At 35.5% G+C, this 23,300-nt stretch carries 13 protein-coding genes and 1 pseudogene; 2 read left to right on the top strand and 12 right to left on the bottom strand.

What is annotated here, in order from left to right; translation table 11 throughout:
* The 9 genes from P700755_RS14680 to P700755_RS14720 all read right to left on the bottom strand — a co-directional run bounded on the left by P700755_RS14680 (position 1) and on the right by P700755_RS14720 (position 18,132).
* Positions 1–1,500 carry a glycoside hydrolase family 30 protein gene (locus P700755_RS14680; protein WP_015025423.1) on the bottom strand — a complete coding sequence of 500 codons (1,500 nt, stop codon included), beginning with the start codon at positions 1,498–1,500 and terminating at the stop codon, positions 1–3.
* A 23-nt stretch (positions 1,501–1,523) separates the two neighbouring features.
* Positions 1,524–2,807 (bottom strand): glycoside hydrolase family 17 protein, encoded by a 1,284-nt coding sequence (locus P700755_RS14685; protein ID WP_015025424.1) that lies wholly within the window; start codon positions 2,805–2,807, stop codon positions 1,524–1,526.
* A 6-nt stretch (positions 2,808–2,813) separates the two neighbouring features.
* Positions 2,814–6,266 (bottom strand): hypothetical protein, encoded by a 3,453-nt coding sequence (locus tag P700755_RS14690; protein WP_015025425.1) that lies wholly within the window; start codon positions 6,264–6,266, stop codon positions 2,814–2,816.
* A gap of 152 nt (positions 6,267–6,418) precedes the next feature.
* On the bottom strand, positions 6,419–7,180 hold the full coding sequence (locus P700755_RS14695) for a PKD domain-containing protein (protein ID WP_015025426.1): 762 nt from the start codon (positions 7,178–7,180) through the stop codon (positions 6,419–6,421).
* A 10-nt stretch (positions 7,181–7,190) separates the two neighbouring features.
* A complete protein-coding gene (locus P700755_RS14700; RefSeq protein ID WP_015025427.1) occupies positions 7,191–8,072 on the bottom strand; it encodes a glycoside hydrolase family 16 protein in 882 nt (293 codons plus the stop codon).
* 19 nt (positions 8,073–8,091) lie between these two features.
* Positions 8,092–9,564, bottom strand: a complete 1,473-nt coding sequence (locus P700755_RS14705; protein WP_015025428.1) for a carbohydrate-binding protein — start codon at positions 9,562–9,564, stop codon at positions 8,092–8,094.
* A gap of 8 nt (positions 9,565–9,572) precedes the next feature.
* Complete coding sequence (locus P700755_RS14710; RefSeq protein ID WP_015025429.1) at positions 9,573–12,743, bottom strand: glycoside hydrolase 5 family protein; 3,171 nt, start codon at positions 12,741–12,743, stop codon at positions 9,573–9,575.
* 1,128 nt (positions 12,744–13,871) lie between these two features.
* Complete coding sequence (locus P700755_RS14715) at positions 13,872–16,856, bottom strand: TonB-dependent receptor (RefSeq protein ID WP_245535952.1); 2,985 nt, start codon at positions 16,854–16,856, stop codon at positions 13,872–13,874.
* Positions 16,857–16,959: 103 nt separating this feature from the next.
* Entirely contained in the window at positions 16,960–18,132 is a 1,173-nt protein-coding gene (locus tag P700755_RS14720) for a FecR family protein (RefSeq protein WP_015025432.1), read from the bottom strand.
* Between the two features lie 99 nt (positions 18,133–18,231).
* Between P700755_RS14720 and P700755_RS14725 the strand changes: the two genes are divergently transcribed.
* Together P700755_RS14725 and P700755_RS20100 are read left to right on the top strand one after the other, a co-directional pair.
* Positions 18,232–18,768 (top strand): RNA polymerase sigma factor, encoded by a 537-nt coding sequence (locus tag P700755_RS14725; RefSeq protein WP_015025433.1) that lies wholly within the window; start codon positions 18,232–18,234, stop codon positions 18,766–18,768.
* Between the two features lie 119 nt (positions 18,769–18,887).
* Positions 18,888–19,210 (top strand): annotated as a pseudogene (locus P700755_RS20100) (IS1595 family transposase); the annotation flags it as partial.
* 129 nt (positions 19,211–19,339) lie between these two features.
* On the opposite strand, the gene P700755_RS14735 reads toward P700755_RS20100, so the two are convergent.
* From P700755_RS14735 to P700755_RS14745, 3 genes are all read right to left on the bottom strand, one after another.
* Positions 19,340–20,437: a poly(ethylene terephthalate) hydrolase family protein gene (locus tag P700755_RS14735; protein WP_015025434.1), complete on the bottom strand. Its 1,098-nt coding sequence runs from the start codon at positions 20,435–20,437 to the stop codon at positions 19,340–19,342.
* A 125-nt stretch (positions 20,438–20,562) separates the two neighbouring features.
* A complete protein-coding gene (locus P700755_RS18855) occupies positions 20,563–22,203 on the bottom strand; it encodes a S8 family serine peptidase (protein WP_015025435.1) in 1,641 nt (546 codons plus the stop codon).
* 175 nt (positions 22,204–22,378) lie between these two features.
* Complete coding sequence (locus P700755_RS14745) at positions 22,379–23,071, bottom strand: hypothetical protein (protein WP_015025436.1); 693 nt, start codon at positions 23,069–23,071, stop codon at positions 22,379–22,381.
* Between the last annotated feature and the right edge of the window lie 229 nt (positions 23,072–23,300).

Genomic DNA, 23,300 nt, shown 5'->3' on the forward strand with positions numbered 1-23,300 from the left:
TTATTTTTTAGGTTTTAATACAATAGTTTGAATGGCTTGAGGGCTTATAGAAACTACTTGTTCTGCTTCTTTCATACTAAGTTCAAATACTTTTTCTTCTTCTGAAGGGTTAAAAACGATAACGATATGACTTCCATCTGGATTTGTGGCAGCGCTCACTTGCAAGTCTTTATCTGTAGATTCGAAATCAATTCGTTTCGCACCTGGTCTTATGTATTTACTGAAATGAGCCATGGTGTAATAGAGTGGGGTAAAATAGACTTCATCTTGATCAGGATCTACAATGACTGGAGCCACACACCAGTTTTTAAACCAGTTAGGTCCACCTTGTCGGTCCAAGACCATATTCCAGTCGACCCAGCCATCAACCCAATTGTTCATACATCCTATAATATCTCTAGCATAGCGATAAACAGGAACGTATTTTGGATGTAAGTGTTTTTGATCTTCGGGGGCCCAATCCCAACCCCAATCTGTCGCTTCTTTACTCCAATACCAGTCGTCATCTTTCCATTTAGGAACTTCGGAATCCACACAGGCTTCAGTTTGTATCAAGTATTTCTGGGGTGCTTTTTCATGTGCATATTGCAAAGCTTCGGGAAACACTTCAAAGGTACTTTCGTACCAGTGTATGGCAGTTCCATCATAATATTTAGCATTTTTCTCATTCTTATACATCACATCCACCCACTCTTTAATGCCTTCGCGATTTTGGTCATATCCTAAAATAATTTTATCGCCTTTACCGTCTTTTTCTAATTGAGGGCCAAGGTGATTGCTCACAAAATCAGTCATTTCTTCTGGGGTATAGTGCATGCTTTCCCAATTATTGCTATTACCATGTGGTTCATTTTCCACAGTAAAACCCCATATATCAATCCCTTCAGCCTCATAAGCATCAACATATTTAGAAAAGAAAAGAGCCCAAGTGTCGTAATGTTCTGGCTTTAATTTTCCACCAACCCACTCATTATTATCTTTCATCCAAGGTGGAGCAGTCCAAGGAGAAGATATAATTTTGAATCCTTCCTTTGAGGCTTCCATAGCCTCTTTAATCATAGGAATAATATCGTCTTTATCCTCTTTAATAGAAAAACTAGTCAGTAAGGTGTCGCCTTCAACGGGGGCATATGAATATTGACCTAAAGAGAAATCACTTGAGTTCATATGAGTTCTTGTTAACGAATATCGTGCACCACTTTCCGCAAAATAAGCATCGATGATTTTTTGACGGTTTTCTTTACTCAATCGATTCAGTAAATAAGCGGAAGATTCTGTAAATGATCCGCCAAAACCCGTAAAGGTTTGAAACGTTTTATCAGGGTTTAAATTGATTTTAGAAGTTGGTTTTCCTTCGCTAAAGACATCGACTTTAGAGAGTTTATTTCCACTTCTGGAGGTTTCAACAACGTCAACCTTTAAAGATTTTTCTGTTTCTATACAAGAACTAATCACCATGAGAGCTATTAAGTTTATAGATAAAATTTTCAGACTTTTCATAAATACCGTTTTTTATGATTGGCTTAATGATTAAGCATAATTTCATTTTTTACTGGAGGCATTTGCACGTCCAGAAGAAGATCTTCCAAGCTTCCGTTATAGGTCTTGGTCATTTTGTTTTTACCGCGCTTAAAACCTTCGAAGGTGCCTTTATCCAATTCATCCCAAATGACATATTTAGCTTCTCCATCTACTGTAAATAGGCCGAAAAAGTTCTCAGAACCTTTTGGGTTGTGTTCATCTTTCCAGGGTTCGTCAAAGGCTTCAAAATAGAAGCATTTTATTTTGTTTTTTGAGGCCCATTCTCGCATTTTGTTATAGTATAAAGCTTGCTTATACTCATCTGATGCCTTAGAGCCATTTTCACCATAAAAACCAGCAGAGACAGTGGCCCATCCTGTTTCTCCAATGTGTACTGGTTTTTTCACCTCTAAAGTCTCCATATAGTTCACAACACTATCATACTGAGAGATAGCATAACTCAAGGAACGAGTCATCACTTTATCTAGCTGTTTGGTGTTACTCAATTTTTTTTCTTTTGGAAGTACTCCCCAAAACACAGGATTATAGTGTGTATCATGCATTGGATAGGTATGGATAGAAAGATAATCTACCGCTTTAATAAGCTCTTCAAGCTCTGGAGTGTGGTATTCATGTTCTCCACCGCCCCAAGACGCAAAATTATCTGAACTCGTAATCCATAAATCCTTATCTATTTTGCCTTCTTGTTTTAAATCTTGTAGGTATTTTACCCATTTTAAAATAATATGTGGCTGAACGAAATAAGCAGAAGCCCATTTTACCATGGCTTCATTGCCAACCGCAATTATTTTTACAATATCTGGGTATTGATTCGCTAGTTCTACAGCTCTGTCGATTTCTATAGCGTTATGTTCGCTTCCCTCGTTGTGGTTGAGTGGCATTTCGGTCCACGCATTTTTACAATCGATCCAAGCCCCGAGCATCATATACATTTCAAATTCAGGATTAGCTTTCTTCAGTTCGTCAATCGCTTTTAAAATATTGGCGGCATGGGGGAGACGAACATTATAGGTTCGTAATATGCGAATATCCATAGCATGAAGAATTTTTAGATCTTCTTTAAGCTGTTGAATGGTGGGTTGCTCTTTGCGCGTCTTTTTTCTGTAGCCACCATAAGAAATTGCTAAAAATTCTGGTTTACTAAGAATTTCTTTAGCGGTTAGATTTCTGTTATTTTGCATAGGGTTTTTCTCTTTTTGAGATGTTTGACAACAAACCAGTAAAACAAAGCTTATTACTAAAAGTATATTTTTTACTGGCTTCATGACTCTTTATTTTAAAATAGACGCTTTGATATAAACGTGAATTATTTTAACTTTACCTGAGCGGTTAAAAACGTCTTGACTAATTTCTTTAGGCAAATGAAGTCCTTCAATCTGTTCTGAATTTTTAGTATAGAATTCTACTTCTATTTTGTTTTGATCTGAAATAGAGTAAATTATTGGGACTTGGCAAAAGGTAAATCCTAGTGAATTATGTTTTAGTTGAAGACGATGCTTTTCATCGCTAAGGTCTACATATCTGAAAATATGTTCGTCTTCTAAAAATTCGGTTTTTCGCAACAAATCGGGTTTAAATTGAATTTCTCCTTTATAAATATGTACACCCAATTCTCTAAATCGACTTAAAATGTCTTCCTTCACTTGACCTGTCATTCCAGGTTGTTGTGCGCCTTTTCCTTGCGGTGTATGAGAATAAGGATCCGTTGGAAATGCGCCATATAAGTTAGGTGATTTATGAACACCTATGCCTTCATTTATTTCATAATAGTGTTCTAGTAATCGACCGATAACTTCGGCAGATGCTTTAGCATTTATGGCTTGTATACAGGTTTCTAAAACCGCTAATTGCAGTTTTGATACCATATGCCAATAAATAGAACCTAAGCCCTCATACCCATAAAAAGTTCCGGAACGACCTGTAAATGATTTATGGTTAAAAACTTCTTCATAGACCTTAAGTAATTGGTCTATTTCTTCTTCTGCTAAAGTTGAATAGGCTTCGTCTTCTAAAGATAATAAAGCTTCTTTTAATTTCTTAGCATTATTAAAATTGCCATTAAAGTGATAATTGTTCTTTACATCTTTCTCAATTATACCTTTATGCTCATCTTCCACCAACTTTTGAAGCAATTTTGATGACTTTACAGAAGTTTCTGGAACATTATTTCGGTCCAAAAAGCCATTTAAATCTTTGTAGGGGTATAATAAATAACTGTATTGGTCAGGTCTAAATAAAGCGCTTTGTTTTAGGGCATCAAGTAAAGTTAAAGCTTGATTTGAATCTAGGTAGCCTGAACTTAACACAGCTACTTGACCTTCGAGCATCTCAGAAAGGTAATCTATGGAGACCTTATCTTGATTAACCGTCATTAGATTATAAGCGTGGTATAGGTTGTCAGTACGTTTATTAGCCTCAATGGCATGTTCTAGATAAACTAAACTGGTAGTGATAAAATGACCAATTTGTAGTGAAGAGACTTGAGTCTTACGTCCTGTAAAGCCAATAGTGTAAACTTGAGTTCTATACACACTAGCTGCTTCACCTAGTTCGTCCAAAACCTCTTTACGTTGGTGATCACTAAATTTACCTTCTGTTAAATGTTTATTCTTAGCGAATGTTTTTTCCATTTTGGTGAACATCTCAGCTAATTCTTCGGAAATTTCATAGTTTTCTGAGGCATCGACGTCTTCAAAAACCGATTTAAAAAAGTCTAAAAATCGTCTTAAATAGGCTAAGGTGACCATAGATACACCATTGCCGACTAAAGCATTGTTAGCATCGTTCCATTCTGGGCGTTGGGTATTCATCCATATTCCCGCTTCAGGAATAAAGTTGGATAATTTGGCTAAAGTAGTAGCTAGTATTTTTTCAACAAAATTGACGTGAATAATTTTACCTCTTTTATTTTGAAGTAATGCACCATCAGCTCCAATCTTATCGCGTTTACCTCTAATTTTAGCATCGGCTTTATGGTCAAATTCTATGGTATCTTTTGGATCGTTTAGAATATCCTGATATGACTTTATCCTGTAAGGAACATTAGCATAAACAAACTGAGATTTGTTGAATAATTGCGCTAAACTCCCTGGTTGATAGTCTTCATAAAATTCTAAGAACTTAAGCAAATAAATAATTTGATGATCTCCCCAATACCCTATGTAAGACCAAGGATCGTCTGGCTCTATAGTTTCCCAATCAAAGCCATCTTTGGTGACACGATAGGGGTTGTAACCATCAAAAGTTGTAGCATTTAAAAACTTGTAAATCATACCTTCAATAAATTGAGGATAGGAGTGTACTAAGCTTTCCCAATTTTGAAAGATATCACGCCAGTTGCCTTCGTAATCAAGAATTTTGGAGCCATTTTCATCTTTGGTATTTATTGAAAATTGATTCCATGGTCGACTTGGATCTCCATGTCTACGGCTAAATTTTAGAGGCAAGTATTCATAGGAAAGCCTAGTGAAATCGTCATTATTTTGATCTTTAGCTAAATCCTTTAGATCTGTTAATGAAAAATTCTCAGGTAAGGCTTTAATCTTTGCTTCGAATTTTTTAGCTAATGGAGCGTTTGCTTTTAGGATATAGTTTTTAAAATCCCATCGCTCAATCTGGTAATTATTATCAAAAATTCCTCCACGCATTATATTAAACATGGTGTTGGAATAATGACGAATATCTCTCAAGTTGTCATTAGAGCGTTGAAGTCCGTCTGCGGCCGCATTAAGTCGAACTAATTTCTCAGTTCCAGAATTTATATCTTCTTCTATTAGATTTAAAAGATTCTCTTGGAGTAAATCTTGCTGAAGTTTTACTACTGAAGCAGTATTATAATTAACATCGGCACCAATATGCCATGTTATAGTCTCTTCTGCTTCTAGTTGAAGTGTTTTATTAATAAAATAAGCTCCTTTTTCTGCTTTAACATCAGTTTCTTCAGTCAAGTCTTTTCCTGTCCTAAAGTTTTCAAGTTGTAAAGAGGAAAGGAGGTGGGTAGGGTTTTCAATTCCCAGAGACCAAGCCACATTAGCTTTTAAAGCTTCACTAGGTTCGGCTTTATCTACCGGTACAGCACTAAGTGCAAAAATGCCTAAGCCTGTTTTTTTATCAAGCTCGTTGCGTTTATAAGCATCAACCAAATTACTGCTTTGAGTTTGCAAATCACTGACGACACCAGCTGGTAGGATGTTTTGCAGCCCATCTACAACTTCAACTTTTATTGGAGTAGAGTTATGGCTAACCAATTGAGATTTTTTAATAAAACCAAATTGATCACTAGTTGACCATCGGTATGTGAAAGTAAGGTTTAAGCTGTGGTTGATTTCTTCAAAAAACAGTTTATTTCCATAAATATTTTTATAGATATTTCTGGTAATCTGATACTGTTCTACAAAACGGTTTGAAAAAGGTTCCCAGAAATTAATATTATCATTTAAGTGAACTCTAAAAATAGTTTTACTTCCTGTATAATTTGCCGATTCGGTGATTTTATCGTCCGTGTAATATGGGAATAAGGCATATTCTGCATTTCGTCTTCCTGCTGTTAAGCCTCCATTGCTAGAAATAAACATCCAGTGGTTAGAGTCGCTTACAATACTCATGAAAAAAGGTCTCATGGCATCGTTGTTATTAATTTTAAGGAATTTCTCACCGTTTAACCTTACTTGCTCTAAGGTACTAGTTTTAGACGTTTGATCTTTAGTCATATTGTCTTCAATCATTACTTTACTATTTGGTTTATTTTTTAATTTAGGAACAAAACGCTAAGGTTTTAGGTTACCGCTTGTCTTAAATCTGTTTAATTCTTGTGTTTGACTTACTGTTTTATTTAAATTATATGTAGTTCTAAATAGATACAGTGTTCTTATAAAGACTATTGTAAATTTAAAGAGACATTGTCTATTCTCACAAGACCGGCATCCCCATTAGAGTCAAATAAAACTCGAGCGTCAAGAGCTCCAAATTCTTGTGAGCTTAGTGTGATTTCAAATTGTTGTTGTGTATTAGTAAGGTTTACAGTTTGGGTGTCATTTGAAAAATCACCTCCACTAAGACCTATACCTGCAATTAAAGTTCTATTACCATCTGACCAGGCCTCGAATGTTAAGACATAAATTTCACCTTGTGTGATAGTCACCTTTTGACTTACATTAACTAAAAACGGTTGATTTGGGTCGGGGTTAGTGATGTTAACTTCATAAAAAGAATTATCATTTTCTGTGACAACCGGCGCGGGTACATTATCATCTACACCAACTATCCAGCCTTCCGAACCATTTTCAAAGTCTCCGTTAATGATCAATATGATCTCAATTTCAATGATATCTTGAAAAGCTGCTATTTCACTGTTTTCATTACTTACTGTAAGCTTCACATCGTAGGTGCCACTGGCATCATAAGTTTTTTCTGGATTTATGACTATCGATGATGTTCCATCACCAAAATCCCAATTATAGGAAGCCGCATTTTCTGATAGATTGATAAAAGTGACTGTTCCTTTACTCTGATTAATGGTTTGAGTAAACCTTGCAACTAATTCGGTTGATATACCAGTATCATCATCCTCACAAGATTGAAAAGATAATCCGATACATAACAGACAAATAATAAGTGTACTATATTTCAAGATTTTCATAGTTTTAGTTTTAATTATATACTCTTACATAATCTACAATCATGCTTTGAGGAAATACAGTTTCACTAGTAGGATTTCCAGGTAAATTACCACCGACAGCAACATTCAATAGGATGTAAAAAGGTCTATCAAATACCCATTCTCCTTCTCCATCCGTTTCTTCTGCTATGTCCTCTCGAGTAAGAGTTTGGTATATATTGCCGTCAACATAAAAGTTGACGGAAGTCGGCGACCACTCAATCCCAAACACATGAAAACCTGTATCAAAACGGTCGTTTTCAAGAGTAAATTCTTTAGAAATGGATTCTGCCCCAGAAAACCCTGGACCATGCAAAGTTCCAAATACATTGGTTGGTTCGTCTCCAAGATATTCCATAATATCTATTTCGCCTACAGCAGGCCATTCTTCTAAAACTTCTTCACCATCAACCATTATGGTTTCAGGCACTCCTAAAAGCCAAAATGCAGGCCAATAGCCTTGTCCATAAGGCAATCTAATGCGAGCTTCAAAACGTCCATATTGCTGTTCAAGCAAACCTTCAGTGGTTAACCTCGCTGAGGTATAATTTCTATTTTCAAATGATTCTTGTCTAGCTGTAATAAGGAGTACTCCATTTTCAACAACTGCATTTTCGGGTCTATCGGTATAATATTGAAGTTCATTATTACCCCATCCAGGGATATTTTCTGCTGTACCATCACCAATATCATAATTCCAATTTTGAGAATTTGGTGCTCCATCCACATCAAACTCATCAGACCATACTAGATTATCTAGGGTAGTGACTTCTTGTGTTTCGTCTAGATCGCAACCTATAAAAACCAATAGCAATCCTGTTAAAAAAATAGTGGCTGCATATTTGTAAATTATATAATTAAATATACTTTTCATGTCTTCTGAAATTAAATTATTAAGGAACGTAGAAATAAATATTATCTAATATAAAGTCGGGACCACCAACCAAAATAATACCAGCCAAATTATCTTTTTGGTTCGAAATATTCCCAGCCAGAGGGATTTCTATAGAATTCCACTCACCAGGATTAAGGTTGCTAATTGTTCGTCTAAAATCACGGTCATCGTTAATCGGAAATCCATTATTATTTGAATCAATAATTCGATCTTCGCCTGCATCCCTTATTTGAAATTCAATTGATCCATTTTCATCTTCTATAAAAATATCAACATGCATAAAAGAAAGATTACTAGCATCTACAATACCATCAAATAGTATCCCGGTGAAATTATTTGTTGAATAAACCAGTGTTTGATCATTAAAGGGTTCACTAACTGTATTATTTAATCTTTCAAATAAACTTACTTGAGTGGTAGAACCACCAAAACCAGGGTCAAAATTTATTTGAACAACGTCTTGATAACTATCACTAAACACGGATTTTACATTTTCTGGTAGAAGTGATGGAATAGGAGCGAAGGGTAGCGGCCCTAAGGAGGTGATTTCATAAGATCCTTGAACATTTGCATTACTTATAGTTGCACTGATTAAAGTTGTTCCTGAATCCCCAATAATATTTATCACGGGTTCACCTGTAAAATCGATTTCTGCTACATTTGGATCTGAATTTTGAAAATCAAAGTATAAAGGACTAGTTGCAACTTGTACATTTTCTCCTGTTTCAAGGTTAAACGTTGTTGAAATTCCAAACAAATTTAGTCTTGAATCTTGAAAACTTGTAGTAGACAAATCTTGCCCATTAAATAGTAAAGCTTCTGTTAGCAATAGTGTTCCTAATTTCTCAAATTTTATTTCATCCAACCAAAATGTCCAACCAATTTCGTTACCATTTGGTTCGTCATCAACTATATCTAAACCACCTGCTGCGAACAAAAACATACCTCTCTCTTGAGTTAATTTTGAAGAATTAGGAATAGGTATTGTATATTTTTTCCAGTCTGTTGTTAGCTGTATAGCAGTTCGACTTGCAGGATATTTATCTTCTAGAAAATCCGTTCCAAATCCAACTTGACTTAGGATCCCTGTTGCAGACCCTTTAGCCCAAAAAGTTAAGGCATCATAGCCTGTTAAATTTCTACCCTCACCTCGATCTCTAAAGATACCCCCAACAAAATTTCCGTTGGGATCATCTGGTGAAGGAACATCAATTCTAATTGAAGAGGATCCTAAATAAGCTTCATTATTGTCTGTACCAAAGGCCTCTGTATTTGCGCCTTCTACCGGATCAAAGGATATAAAAAACTCATCTGTAAGTCCTACTGGATTATCTGTAAACACGTCTGCTGTTGTAGGGAAAGTTGCAAGTATAGCATCATCAGATACTTCTCTTTCACAACTTGTTGTTACTACCATAGATAGTAAAACAAGTCCTATTAATTGTAGATATTTTAATTTGTTATGTATCATTTTAAATATTATTTACCAATGTTAAATCTTATATAAGACATGATTTCCCACTCAGATCCATTAGGAAATCCAACAGCGCTGAGAATAGGTTCAGCGTTAAAAGAACCAATGGGTGTGTTATTTGGAGAAAATCGAGGAGAAAATTCATTTAAAGATCTCCAGATGCCTCTAATTCCGATTTGTGTACTTGGTAATATATACCATTGTGGCATCCCTAAAGTTGTAGATAAGTCAAGCTGCAATTGAAGAGGAAATGTCAAGTTAAAATCTCTGTGGTAATCAAAGGGACCCCAGTCGTTTACTTTTACATCTCCATTAATGATAAATTTTTTATAGAACACATTTAAATTTGCACCAAATCTGTCGGTGACAAGTCTTTGAGAATCCCCTTGCCCCTGTCCATTTCCATAATAGAAAGCACCTACAATCCCCAATTCTGGGCTTAATTTAGAAACAATTCTTGCGTGAGCCTCATAAAGGTCTTCAGCTGGAACAGAAGTCCCAAAGGCTAAAAACTCTCGAGTGTCAAGAAAACCTATATGTGCATCCATTGTTGTAGGCAGATGTCTAAAGACGAATCCGGCACTAATAGCAAATTCTGCATCTTCAGATACATTATTATCCCAATCATACATATAAGTTCCAGGAGTAGGGTCGTAGGTAAATAGAATTTCACCAGCTGTTGTTTCTCTGTTCCATCTTACCGCAAAAGGATCATCTATAAAATTCCTTAATCGTCCAGGGGCTTCTCCGTTGTTAGGCATTGGGTCTACTAGTGGTTTTTGCCATAAAAAATTAGGGGCTATTTGCCATTTCCCAATATTATAGGTCATGCCCGATAAAAAATTGCTTTGGTTTCCGCTCCCAGTATCTTTGAGTTTCCAGCCTGTAAACGTTATGGTTGGGTCTGCACTTCCATTGGCAACAAGACCCATGATCGAACCTTGTGCATACCACTTAAATTTACCAGCCTCGTAGGTTAATTTAGCTTTTCCACCCCAATTATCATTTGAGTTAATTTTATCTACGACAATCTCTCCTGCATCATTAATATCTTGGTAAGTACTCCCATTTAATGGCCTTCCAGCCCAAATACTACCAAAGGTTAATCCAAACTTTCCAAAATCCCGTTCAAAAGCAAGAGTTGCTCTTTCCATTGGCCAGGGCGGAATCACCCCACTCCTAACCTGATTTTGATCTAAAACACGTCGTCCATTTTCATCGAATTCTAAGTCTGTTTCTACATCCCTATTATAAATCCCTGTAATATCCCACTTAGCAATAGTTTTGGAATATTTAAATAGCATGGTTGGATTAGCTCCCCACCACAATTGTGGACCTAGAGCTGCTTTTAAGCCTTCTAACTTTCCTTTAGCATCCACTTCAATACCTGAAATGATACCGCCGTAGATATCTAAATTGGGGCCATAGTTAGCTTCGGGATATAATCCAAAGATATCACCTTCATAACCCCAATGGTAATGTCCTGTTCTGTAAAAGCCTCTCAAATCAAAATTGTCATTTTTCCATTCAAACTCTGCTTGATAAACCTGTAAATTATTATTGTCTTGAAGGATAACTTCGCCATCGGGTGTAGTCACAGTTATGGGTCTAGCTCTGTTTTCGTAGAAAATCTCGTTGATAGGATTTTCAGCAACATCCCCTACAATGTTAAAGTCTACATTAAAGTTAATGTTTGGCGCTGGTTGTCCGCCTACACCTATAAAATAAGACTGCATTTGATCGAACCCAAGTTGGTTGGGGTAAGAATTGTCGTTTGGATTAGGATTATCCGGAGTAGTGATTAAACTACCCCCTGTATAAAATGTAGATAAATGCGCTGCTATTCTACTAATGCCTACTTTTTGAGAATCTCCACCACCCAATGCGGCTTTATCGCCTCTAGCTCGTAACACAGCATCTGTTAATGAAATATTGCTAAAATAGTTGTCAACAAATTGAGCATCAACCCCTTCTGCATAAGGATCTAATTTATGTGCTTCCTTTAAGGCATAGTAAGCAGCACGTGGATATAACTCGTATAAACCTCTTGAATTTGTTGCTCCTTTTGCACAAATCCCAAACCATTCCTCATTCATGTTATTTTTACCTTCTTCATAGTCTCTATCATAACCACCGTTAGACCAAGAGGCGTTACTATCGTGAACATCAAGATTTTTAGTCTGTCCGTATTTCCACCAGCCGTCGCTAAATTGAAAGGTAAACCCCCCAATTGAGTTCCCCGCTTTTCCTAGTCCAGCAGCATTTTCATAAATATCTTTCCAGTTATTGACCATGTAGTAAGCCTGAGATTTTTGGTCTTCCTGATTCTCTAAAGCATTGAAAGCATCTGCGCCGAACTCTGTAAATAGAACAGGTTTGCCATAAACTTCTTTAATCGTCTCAAAAGAATCACCAAAAGACTCACCGCGATACATGTTGGTTCCATAAATATCTACATCGGGACATTCTTCGGCTATAATATCTATAAATAAAACATCACCATTACAAATAGCAACCGGTAAGGAATCATTTATTTCTTTCATTTTAACAGCGGCTTCGTTCATTAAGCGATACATTGGTCGGCCTCTGTTTTCTCCAACTGCTCTTTTTTCATCTTCCTCATCTGGGAAATCTTCTGTTTCAGCACCTGCCCAAAATAAGCCGTAGTTGTTTTCATTTCCTAAAAGAAAAAGCAAAAGACCAGGAGTTCCTTTGTAATCATTAGCTAGTTCAGTTACTTCCGAAAGAAGTAATTTCTGAGTTGCTGGATCATCATATTTAGTCACAGGAGTCCAACTCCCATCAATAGTTAAACCATATCTACCAAAAGAATGGTTTAACATGGTGTAAATACCATAATTTTCATAGATGTATTCTACCCATTTTGGTTGAATACCTGTATACAGTCTAATGGTATTGACTCCCATATTTTTGAGCAAGCCCATTTCAGCATCTAAGGCAGCTTTTATGACATCGTCTGATTGATTCCATAAACTGTAATTGAAGTTTGTTCCTCTAGGAAAGTAGTCCCAGTTCATACCGTTAATCATAAAGTCATTACCATCAACTTGTAGCTTCATCCCTTGGTCATCTGTGGACACTGAAACTTTTTGAGACTGAGAAAACCCCATTACAGTTGAGAGCAAGACTACACTTATAAATAGAATTTTTTTCATGTGTTAGATATTTGTTAATCCATGTACATCAAACTTAAAGGTTTGAGTTGATAATTATTTAAAAAAATACACTACAAAAAACATACGTCTTAAAAAATAAGTAGTTTTATTGAATTATTCTTAAAATTAGTTAATAAAGTCTTACTATATCTAATAAGCTAAAGACGTTAAATATAAATATTTGTTAATAAAAATAAAAATGTATGGGTAATGTATAGTTGTTTAATGCTCTTGTAAAGGTGTGACGGATCTTATATATGGGTGGTTAAGCAATTATTTCGTCTAAATCGTATCTTTTCTCGCAATCGATATCGCTTATATTGAGACTTTTAATACAGATGTTTAAGTGGTGAGTACGTTTTAGAAATTAAAATAAAGAGAGCGTGTATGACTCTCAATTTTTAGAAGAAGTCGGAAGCATTTAGTAAGCTGGATGTTTTTGGTTCACGTTAGTATTAAATAATCCTTGAAAATTATTTCTCTAAGAAGATAGATGTAGAGCAGTGAGAATTATTCCAATAGGGTTAAGGCCTTTTCATTGACTATTCCCGAAAAAATTATTTTCAGTATCGATGAAAAGGACTTTATTAAGGAAAAATTCATTTCCAGCTAATTTCATCATCAACCCATTGGGGAAGTAATCGGATTGGCTTAAACTCATAGAGGAGTATACATAAGGTTGCACTTCGATTTGTGCTACTACTTTTATATTGGAATTTAGTTGTCTTCTATAAAACTCATAGGATTTACCACAACTCGTGATGTAATACCAATTTAGTTTTTAAATGTTGTATTAAAAATTTGAATTATACTACGACGAAGCTCAGCACAGGTTTTTTACTTAGTTGAGGAAAAAAATATAAGTATAGTTAAGGTTCTATTTTATGACGATTAATAAGTGAAAAAGAAACTTATTCTATCCGACATTGGAATACTAAATTGGTATAAAATAGAGTATCAATGGGTCTTGCATTATCTATGTTAAGTAGTTTTTGGTGATCTATGATAACTGGAAACATACTCGATCCTGTATCATAGTTTAGCTGTACTGTGTTGATGAAATCACAAAAAAAAATAACCCCCTGTTTTTAGAAAACAGAGGGTTGAAAAATTAATATAAATTTTATATTAGAAACTAATATTCAATTGAGAAAAGATTCGAGTCCCGTCAATACCAAACTGTGTGGTTTGCCACGGGTACTTAAATCTTCCTACGAAATCTAAATTTCTATCTTGAGGTGTTCCACCAGTTGACGCATAAGCTTCCGCAAAAGTATCAGGGAAAACATCAAATAAATTATTCACGCCCAGAGTAAAGTTAATATTATCTGTAAACGCATAGTTAACGCTCAAATCCGTTAAGGTTTTACCTCCATAGGTAGCATCGTTTATAGGATCATTTGGGTGTCTGTAAGTTACAGAACCATAATACATCAAAGATAAATTTGCGGTAATCTTATCGATTTCATAACTGGCCGTAGCGACAACTTTTTCTTGAGGTCTCCAGCTTTCAACTCTGGATATATCTTCTCTTGAAAATATAGCATCTCCTAAATTATTGTCTTCAATAAATGCAGGAAAATTAGTTCCTTGCACTTCTGTTTCATTGAAGTTAGCAGCGATACTACCACTTAAGAAACCTCTCCCCAATTCTATATTACTGTAGCTATATACAATATCAATCCCTTTGGTCCTTGTATCTATAGCATTCAAGAAAAAACCAGCAGAACCCACTCCAACATTCTCTAGAGTCCGGTCTATGGGGCTATTTGGATCTCCTGTGGCTGTAACTTGCCCAGAGAGTGCAATTCTATCATCCACATCAATTTGGTAAGCATCTATGGTGATCCCAGAATTTCTATTGAATCTATACGTAAAACCTCCACTTAAGTTAAAAGACGTTTCAGCGTCTAGCTCAGGAATTCCAAGTGCTCTTAAAGCTGGGTTGGCATTGTTCAAAATTCCATTTTGCTGAACCCCATCGGTTGTTAAAGTCGTTGTTGTAGCAGTATAGTAGACTTGGTGTAGAGATGGCGCTCTAAAACCACTACTTACAGAACCTCTTATAACCAATTTATCATCAGCAAGTTTATATCTGGAGCTCAACTTCCAACTTACATTAGAGCCAAAATCGCTATAATCTTCATAACGTAAAGCACCACTCACTAAAAATGATTCTGTAAAATCTGCTGTGATGTCTGTGTAAAAACCAATATTAGATCTGTAATCGTTTGATGCATTTTCTGGGCTAAAACCTCCAAAAGATTCTGAACCTGTTCTACCTCCTTGTGCATCGGGAGACCCTCCGTCGCCGTAAGAAGCAAATTCACCCTCTTCGGTTACAAAGTTTTCTGTTCTGTGTTCCAAACCAAAAGCTACTGATAAAGCTTCAAGTCCTGCATCGTAAAAGGTTCTGTTAATGTCCAAGTTATTTACAACATGGCTAAATTCATGGGCCCCATTATAAAAATCAGAAGGACTACTTCCAGCAAAAGACTGGTTAAACGAATCTTCGATATAATAATCAATTCTATTTTTACCTAAGATAGAACTTACGTCAAAATTCCACTCATTAAAGGTTGTTTTCAAACCAAGAGCAAAGGTGTGATCTCGAATTTGAGGGGCCATTTTAGCTAAAAAGAATTCTTGATCTGGATAGATGGCCTCAAATCCAGGTACCCAATAGGGTACTCTTGCAAATTGGGGCGCAGAACCTTCTCTGTCCGTTAGTGTACCAAAAGAATAAATTTCTGTATTGGTCTCTTTATCTAAAGTAAAACCAAGGTTATAAGCAAAATTAGTAATAGTCATATTGGGTAAGCCCACTTGGAACCCAGCGCTTGGATTTCTTTCTAAGAAAGACGTCAAATCGCTTGTGTTAAAAGCTGAATCATCAGTCACACCCCAATAACCAGCTTCATCTTCAACACTTGTGATTGTTCCTGCTCGTTGTGTAGCCTTAGAGTCCATATGACTCAATGTGAAATTGGCGTACCCTTCAGGCCCAAGGTCTATACCGAACCCAGATTCCACTTGGTACTGTTCACCGTCGCCTCGAGTCGTAGAACTATACCCTGTATTTATAAAAGGGTCTACATCTTCCTTCATCACTAGATTAATGACACCAGCAATAGCGTCAGATCCATACTGTGCAGCTGCACCATCTCTCAAAACTTCTACACTTTCTAAAGCTGCAGAGGGAATAGCTTTCATATCTACTCCAACTTCACCTCGACCTGGAGTGACATAACTGTAAACAAGTGCACTGGCATTTTTTCGTTTTCCATTAACCAATACTAAAGTTCTACTAGGAAAAAGACCTCTCAAACCTGCAGGGCTAAAGTGAGCAGCCGCATCAGATACTGGCTGTTCTGTTGCATTGTAGGAAGGGACGCGTAGCATCAATTGTTGATCTACTGTCGTTTTACCTGTTTTTTGTAGCTCTTTTATTTTAAAATTATCTACAGCTACAGGAGAGTCAAAAGAGGTTCTTGGCTTACCTCGAGTACCTATAACAACCACGGCATCAAGTTGTCCAGCATCTGGCTTCAATTGAACTGTCACTTTGGATTTTCCCTCTACATTTACCTCCTCCTCTTTAAAGCCTACATAAGAGATGACAAGGAATTTTGAACCTTCAGGAACCTGTACTGTAAAGTTTCCGTCAAAGTCTGTTTGTGCACCTACGCTGGTTCCTTTTACTATGACATTAGCTCCAGGTAGTGGGTTTCCTTCTGGTCCTACAACCATTCCAGTTACTTCTCGGTCTTGGATAGCATCAGTAACAATTTTAGCATTTGTAATGCCAGCTGTGAGTACTACTTGATTTCCATTGAAAGTATAATCGAAGTTAACTTGCTTGCTAATTTGATCTAAAATATTTTCAAAAGCTTCGTTTTCGGTATTAATACTTACCTTTTTATTCTCATCAATTTCATTAATATCATAAAAGAAATTGAATTTTGATTTTGATTTAATGTCCTTTAAAACATCAAGAAGCGTTGCATCTTCGTAAGCAATAGATATGTTCTGTTGCAGTTTTGGGTTTGCAAAACTTGGGTTAACAACAAAGAACGATAAGAATACTATGAGCATCGCTTTTAGTGTTGTCATACGTAAAATTGAACATCTCCGATGTTCAAATCTTTTTGTGTAAATTTTCATCATAAAGTGTTTTAAATTAATACTTGTGTTGAACTACTGTTTGTTGATCTGCTTAATCCTTTGGGTTTTTATTAAAAATTCGAATGTGTTTTCCATCTATAGAAAAGCTAAATTTTGAACTAAGAGCAATGGTTTTTAAGGTTTCGGCAAGAGATTCATCTTTAAACTCCCCTCTATAGGTTTTCTCCCATAAATAATCCAATTCGTTGGTAATTGTAATATTGTATTTACGTTCTAGCTTTCTCTTAAGTTCAAGAAAAGAAAGACCGTCGACAACCAAAATGTTATCGATCCAACTGTTAAAAGCATCTGCGTCTACTGTCTTTTTTTCAAACTTCTGATTTGTTTTTTCGAACACTGCTTGTTGATTCGGTACTAATTCAACAGGAGTATTTATTTGAAGGCTATTGTAAACTTGAACTTTGCCTTCCATAAGGGTTGTCTCTGATTTAGAATCATTGGCATAGGAAGAAATATTAAAATGAGTCCCCAAGACTTTCACACTTACGCTGGGCGTGTGGACTATAAACGGTTTTTGTTTGTTTTTGGAAATCTCAAAATAGGCCTCACCGACCACATTTACTTCTCTGGTTTTGGACTTAGAACTAAAGTGTTGTGGAAAGCTTAAGCTACTTCCAGAATTTAGCCAGACCAAGCTACCATCAGATAGTCTAAGCCTCAATTTTTCCCCATATGGTATGTCAATTTGGGTTGTTGAGGTATCTTTTGCAATAGAAGAGTAAGCTTCAAAAGACAATATATTATCTAATTGGCTTGCAACAAGTCTACCTGATTTGTCCTTAAGGCTTATAGTAGATTTTTTGTTGATACGGTGTTGACTTCCATCTGATAAAGTAACTTGGATTTCCTTAAGACTTTCATTAGCCTCTCTTCTATCCGCTATATTGTCTTGTTCTGTAAATAATAATTCTGAATTTTGATAGAGAAGACCTAAACCTATTAAGGCTGTAAAACTTGCAGCCCAATAAAATATTTTTAGTCTTTGTTTGCGCAAGCGTTTTTTCTCTTGAATTTTTTGGTAAAAACGATCAAAGGCTTTATCCGAATCGAAATTTAAGGGGATGACGTATGAATGTGAACGGATACGTTCCTTAAAATAATTAAGATTCTTTAAGTCTTTTTTGACCCATTTATTCATTTGAACACTCTCTCTTTTAGAAAGACTGCCCTTTAAATAATTGTCAATAAGTTGGTCTGAATTCATTTATAATTTATGTGGATCACTTACTTATAAGATGCGGTTTTATTTAAAAACCCCTATTTAACTTAAGATAAATTAAATATATTTCTTAAATTGCTAAAAGTGATAGATCTTATTTTCATACAAAAACTTAAACAAGGCGATGAAATCGCCTACCAAATACTGTATGATAAGTACTATCAATGGCTATGTAATTATGTCTTTAAGCTTTGTGAAAACAAAAAACTATCTGAAGACATTGTTCAAGATGTGTTAATGAAATTTTACGAGAATCGTCTTAAAATTACAATTACAGGTTCACTTAAAAATTACTTATTTACGTCTTGTCACAATCAATTTTTACAGCATTTAAGAAAAAAGAAAATAAAGTTTGATGATTTAGATACTATTAAATGGGAGGTGATTGCAAGTACAATGAATACTCAGGAAAATCATAAGCAAACCAAACTCAAAAAATTACACCAGTATATAGATGAGTTGCCACCCAGATGTAAAGAGATTTTTGTCAAAAACAAACTAGAAAAAACCATCTATAAAGATATTGCTGAAGACATGGATATTTCTGTGAAGACAGTGGAAAACCAGATGTCGAAAGCTCTCAAACACCTCAGAAAGCGAGCTAATCAGTTTATGTTATAAATTTTAAAAATCTTTAATTTCCTCTATGCTATGATCGAAACCCTAGCGATATAAAGTAATTTCGATTGATTTTTGACTTTTGCCTTGGACTAATCGACTTTAACCACTTTTAATGCAGTTATGTAAACCATATGAGTAGAGAAGCAAATGTCACCACCGATAAATGGAGAGGGTATAGACCAATTGCAAAGGTTTATGATAGAACAGAGATTGACAGCAATCGAGAATTGAATTTTAAGGCGTTACATACAAGGATACATCAGGTTAAATATTGGATAAGAATGGCATACTCCTGGTTTGTGGTGTCAGTTTAAATAGATATTTTAATGAATTTTGTTTTAGGATAAATAGGTGGCACAATAAAGCAACTATATTCAATAATCTAATTGTCAAAATGGTGGAGGGAGACAAAATATATCAATCAGAATTAATGTGTAACTAATTACTGACCTCTTCATATATAAATCAATTCACTACTTTTATTCTTGTTATCAATTAATAAAGGGTTTAGGTACACGAACCTTATACTTTAGTATATGTCGGGATTTTCTATAATGCTTTTGAAAGTTTATTAATTGTATTTAATAAGTTTTATAATTTGACCTTCTATGTTCAAGTAATACAAGCTTTCTGGAAATTGAGACAAATCAATCTGCTTGTTATTTCCAGTTAGATTTCCTTCCAATATAGGTTGTCCTAGGGGTGAAATGAGTTCATAATTAACGTCTTTAAGAATTTCTAAATAGACTATGTTTCTGGTTGGGTTGGGATAAAATCCAATAGCTAATTCCTGATTATCAATCCCTAATAATCCACATTCGAAACTTTGCTCCACCTTAGAGGCAGCAGGAGGGTTTACTAAAAGATTGTCTGTTAACAATGGACAATAACAATCATTATCTTCCACATAGAGTTTAAGCCAAGAAAGGGCTATTCTACCTACAGAGCCGCCTCCGCCATTAGGTGTATTAGCAACTGAGTGATCGCCATTTGCAATTTCGAAAAGCACTTTGTCAGTCATACTCGGTGTTGCATTGTAATGAAGATCTGCGTGCTGTGAAGGGGGAGCTACGGTATCATCCTCACCACTAAAAATAAGAACTGGACTTTCATGATCAAGTTGAGAGTTAGGAAGCCATGGACATAAGGCCACAACACCTGCAATGCTATTATCAAGAACGGCAGCCCTTTGAGCACCACCACCGCCCATAGACCATCCACTTACGGCCAATTGGTCTAAGTTGAGGGCTCCTTCAAGCGGAGAAGAAGCTCTACTATTTTCTTGTTTGATGGTTTCCAAAGCATCTAGCAGTGCATTAGCCCGTGCCTCTGGGGAATCCCAAAGATTATTTGTCCCTATAATAATGGTCACGATACCGTGAGACGCATAAAATGGTCCCCATTCTTCAACACTTGAAGGAAACGAATAAAATCCTGGGACTATTGCAATACTTGCGAAGGGCCGTTTAGCATTGGTTGGGTAGTAAATGGTCGCTCCAGAATAATCAGGCCCATTTCGAATTCCATCTGCCTCGGTAAGGGTTTCTACATCATATGGCCCTGGGTTTGTAAGATTCACTAAATTTACATCATCACACTGGGCAAGAGCGCTATTGGTAAATAGGGGGGAGATAAAAAGGAGTAAGAGGACGAAGTATATGTTTTTCATGAGTTCTTTAAACTATTAGATGAGGTATAGATTCATTTATATTTTTGAAAGCAGTAAGGTAAGACTATAATTTAGTCGGCTTTAAAAAAAATATGATATGCATTTTGTCACTACGTTGAATATAATCATCTTATTATCAGTTTTTTAAAAATTGTAATATTTTGAGAGTTGTTTTTTATTTTGAGCAAATAGGTACCAGAATTGAATTTAGGAAGCAATACTCTTATTTTAGAGTGACTTGCTGTTACTTGTTTTTCATATAAATTTTGCCCCAAAATAGTATAAAAACTCAAATTATAATCTCCATCAATTAGATTTAATATTTCTAAGGGACTTCCCGTTGTTGATGGATTAGGATAAATCATTACGTTTTCATTAGTGTTTTCAAAATTGTTAATGTTTAAGAGGGGACTCGTTAAAGCTTGAAAAGCATTAATTCTACCATGTCCATAATATTGATCCCATCCAAACGTATCCTCTGAATCTCCTACTTGGTCTTCAGAAGATTCCTCTAATACTAATCTAATTTCGTCTACAGTCAAATCTGTATTTACAGATAATAATAAAGAAATTAGTCCAGCTACGTGGGGTGCTGCCTGTGAAGTCCCTCCCCAATAATAATCATAATTGGTATTTGACAAGTGATCTAACCCATACATGTAATTTCCAGGTGCCACAAAATCTAATTCCGCTCCATAATTACTTCCGCTAGTGTCACTCCAAAAAAATGGAGCACTTCTAGTATCGTCAGAATTTGTTGAGCCAATAGCAAAAGCATTTATATATTTGGCGGGGTACTGTATCACCGAGTTTTGATTTCCAGTTGACACCACGACGGGAACATTCTCATCATATGCATAATTAATTGCTTCTTCCAAAAGTGTTGATGATACATTTCCACCAACAGACATGTTGATTACAGAAGCTTCATTATCCACAGCGTAGTAAATAGCTTCTGCCCACCAACTATAAAAGCCACTGTTGTTTTCGTCTAATATTTTACATATCATAATTTTAGAATTCCAATTAACACCAGCGTATCCTATGTTATTATTTCCAGAGGCTAATGTAATTCCAGCAACGTTGGTACCGTGTCCATGGTCATCTGTAGGATCATTATCATTATTGACAAAATCCCACCCGCCAAATAAGTCATCTGAATAACCATTTGAATCAGAGTCAGAACCATTTTGAGTTTCATTAGTGTTATTCCATATTCGTCCTGAAAATTCAGGATGGTCTAATTTTAAGCCAGAATCTAAAATAGCGACTATTAAATTTGGGTCTCCTTGGGTGATGTCCCAAGCTAAGTCTGTATCCATATCAGCGTCGATAGTTGAATCTGATAGCAAAAAGGAGCCATCGTTGTAGTGTGACCATTGGCGGTTGAAATAGAAGTCATTGGGAGTAGTTTGAAAACCATGACCTTTACCAATAAAATCAGATTCAACATAGATGAACAGTTCTGTTTTTAAATATAATTCCATGAGTTGTTCTATGGGTCTGTTGACATCAAATTCAAGAACATAAGTGTCTCCTTGTCTCTTATTCCCTGTTAATTTTATGGATCTAATATTGTTGTTCTTATTTAGCAAATCAATATGAGGCATATCAAATTTTTGATATGATTCAACGCTTGTTTTATTGGGTTTCTTATCGGTTTTAAACTTTACAACTATCCTACTGGTTGTTTGATTTTCATTAGATTGAGAAAATAAAAAATGGCTACATAAGATACTTATCAAAATTAGAGTTGTTTTTTTCATACTTTTTATTGGATTGGCGACACTATTAATATGATAAACGCACGTTTTATTTAATAACTAATTTAGGAAATAAAAACTTAATTTCCTCCTTGGTAAAGTGCGAAAATCTGATTCCTCGAGAATAAGGCCGTCATCATTGAAGCCATTAATTTGTTAAGATGTTGTCATACGCTTTTTACTTGCTTTTGTAATTTCTGTTAGCCCAATGTATTGTTGGCTCAATCCATTCTTTTAAAGCTTTAAATAAAAAGCCATGTCCCATTCCTGTATGTAGCTCGATTTCTTCAAAATGTTTGATTTTGCAGGTTGAAGATTTTTTACGGTCTAAAGCAGAAACTCCAAAGGGATCGGACTTTTCGTAAATGGTTAGAATGTTTCCACAATAGTTGATTTCTGGATTGTTTACCAAGTCGCTAATTCTAAAACTTCCGATAAAAACAAAATTCAAGTCTGGATTTCTTGCTAATGTTGAAACGTATTGAGCAATATATCCACCTTTTGAAGTTCCAACGATTGTTATGTTGTTGGACTGAGTACCGCTTTCTATTAAGCTATCAATTTGAATTACAATTCCTTTGGCGTATTCTCGCGCATTTACATTTCCGTTTCTTTTTTCACTGAAAACCTTAAATCCGTTTTTTTTGAATTTGGCAATCATCTCATTGTATTCTGTCCGTCCGAATTTGGGATGTAATTCATTTAATTCGTGTTCTTCTAAAAATCGATTGTGAAGGAAGAAAATATAGCGGTCGTCATTATTTGTTCCATAAGCCCATAGAGACGAGCAAAAAATAATTCCAATGAATAGGCCTATTTTTATCGATGCTCTTAGCTTATAAATGTGAAGCGCCGGTTTTAGTTCAAACAACTCTTGAGGTTTTAAGTCTGATTATCATGTGAATATAATTATTTTTTTCTTTTAAAAATTCAGGTAATTGTGTCTTCGGATACACTACCGTTTTCCATCAAGCTAAAAGCCATCTCAAATTTGAGATGGCCTTGACTTAAAACATGAACAAAACGAAAAAAAAGTTAGTATTCTAATCAGTATTTAGCATTATCGGTAATCAAGTGTTAATACGACCGATTTTTGCATT

The sequence above is a fragment of the Psychroflexus torquis ATCC 700755 genome (assembly GCF_000153485.2).
GTDB classification, from domain to species: Bacteria; Bacteroidota; Bacteroidia; order Flavobacteriales; family Flavobacteriaceae; genus Psychroflexus; species Psychroflexus torquis.